Source organism: Pseudoclavibacter sp. AY1F1 (assembly GCF_002931075.1).
Taxonomy (GTDB): Bacteria; Actinomycetota; Actinomycetes; order Actinomycetales; family Microbacteriaceae; genus Pseudoclavibacter.
In genome coordinates this window covers 1-1,426 of sequence record NZ_PSTQ01000027.1, presented here as the reverse complement: position 1 = coordinate 1,426, position 1,426 = coordinate 1, and the positions used below count along the sequence as shown (strand labels likewise).

Annotated in this window: 1 protein-coding gene; it reads right to left on the bottom strand. The window is 67.7% G+C overall.

Annotated features, from left to right (window positions below; genetic code table 11):
* Window positions 1–76: 76 nt before the first annotated feature.
* Entirely contained in the window at window positions 77–856 is a 780-nt protein-coding gene (locus C5B85_RS18855) for a hypothetical protein (protein ID WP_146078040.1), read from the bottom strand.
* Window positions 857–1,426 lie beyond the last annotated feature (570 nt).

Here is a 1,426-nt window from a genome sequence, read left to right as displayed (position 1 = left end):
CCAGGTCTGTGGCGGCGCTGGCTGAGAACTCGGGGTTGCGCGTGTGGAGTGTGACGGATTCACCGTGCGCGGTGAATCACGTCTCGCCGAGCAGACGTAGCCGCCGCTCTCGCAGAGCGTGCGCGTGTCTGATGAACTCGCTGGGGTCCGGCCAGAGGTCTGAGAGGGTGAGGCGCTCGCCGTGCCACCCGAGGTTGGTGACCAACCGTGCACGCTTCACGTCTCTTCGCCATTGGCTTGGGCTCACCAAATGACCGAGGCCCTCGAAGTCGTAGGCGATCTTGGCTTTGAGGTCGGCGCAATCGGGCCGGGCCAGCTCCACGCCGCCAACTTTCAGCGAGTGCTGCACCGCCAGCTCCGGATACCCAGAATCGTGGAGCACGAAGCGCATGAGGCTCTCATACGGAGACTCCACCTCCGCGCGAATCTGCGGTGTCATCTCGCGGAGCAGGGAGGAGCCGTAGCCGGGTGACCACTCAGCGACTGCGCTGGCGAGGGCCGCGCGGGTCGTGAGGCTACCGTTCCAGACACGGTTCGGGTAGTTCGGTGCGACGGTCACGAGCGCGTCGCCGAGGCTCAGCAGGTCCGACCGCGCAGCGGAGGCATTCGACCTCAGCAGGTCTCGGCTCATCAGGCAGTACAACAGCGTCGGGTGCGGCAACAGGGCTCCCTCGAACATAAATGTGCGCCAGAGTCGCAGCGGCACGATTCGTGTGACGACGCCGGGTCGCCTCGGGAGATTCCTGCCTTCCGGCACGATGAGATGCACGCGTGTGTCGTTGAGCAGCAGCCATGGCAGCGGGAGACCGAGCACGCGAGCCGCCGAGATGGCCCCGTAGGCCTGAGAGTCTCTCAAGAGCGGTGCGTACTGCAGGTCGTGAGCTCGCAACTTTCGGCGGATGGAAGCGCCCTTGGTCTCACGCTCAATCGTCGTCTCCGGGGCTATGGCATCGACGCGCACCCCGCGAAAGGGGCGCTCAAGGCTGCGGTTCTGCAGCCGGCCCCTGCCCACTCCGAGCGCTTGCGCATCCGCGACCGTGAAGCTCTGCCCACGGAGCTTGGCCGGGAGCTCTCTCCGAAATTGCGGGGGTCTCTCGCCGGAAGTCACACGCCGACGGTAGACGCGGTGCAGCATCCACTGCCTCTTTGAGGTACCGGCTGTGGAGAGACGACGGCGGGACGGGCCTGTGACAACGCAGTCAAGCCGGACGCCGGCGGCGTCACGCGCGGCGAGACCTGGGGCTTGCGCATGCGGTTGGGGTGGGCTGGATGCGTGAGCCCGAGGTTTGCGCTGGCGGGGTGGGTGGTCCCGGCGAGACCTGGGGCTTGCGCACGCCGGTGGAGCACGACGGATGCGCAAGCCCCAGGTCTACGCCGGGGCGGGCCAGACAGGCCGGGGCGGGCCAGACGGGCCGCGGGGCAGGCC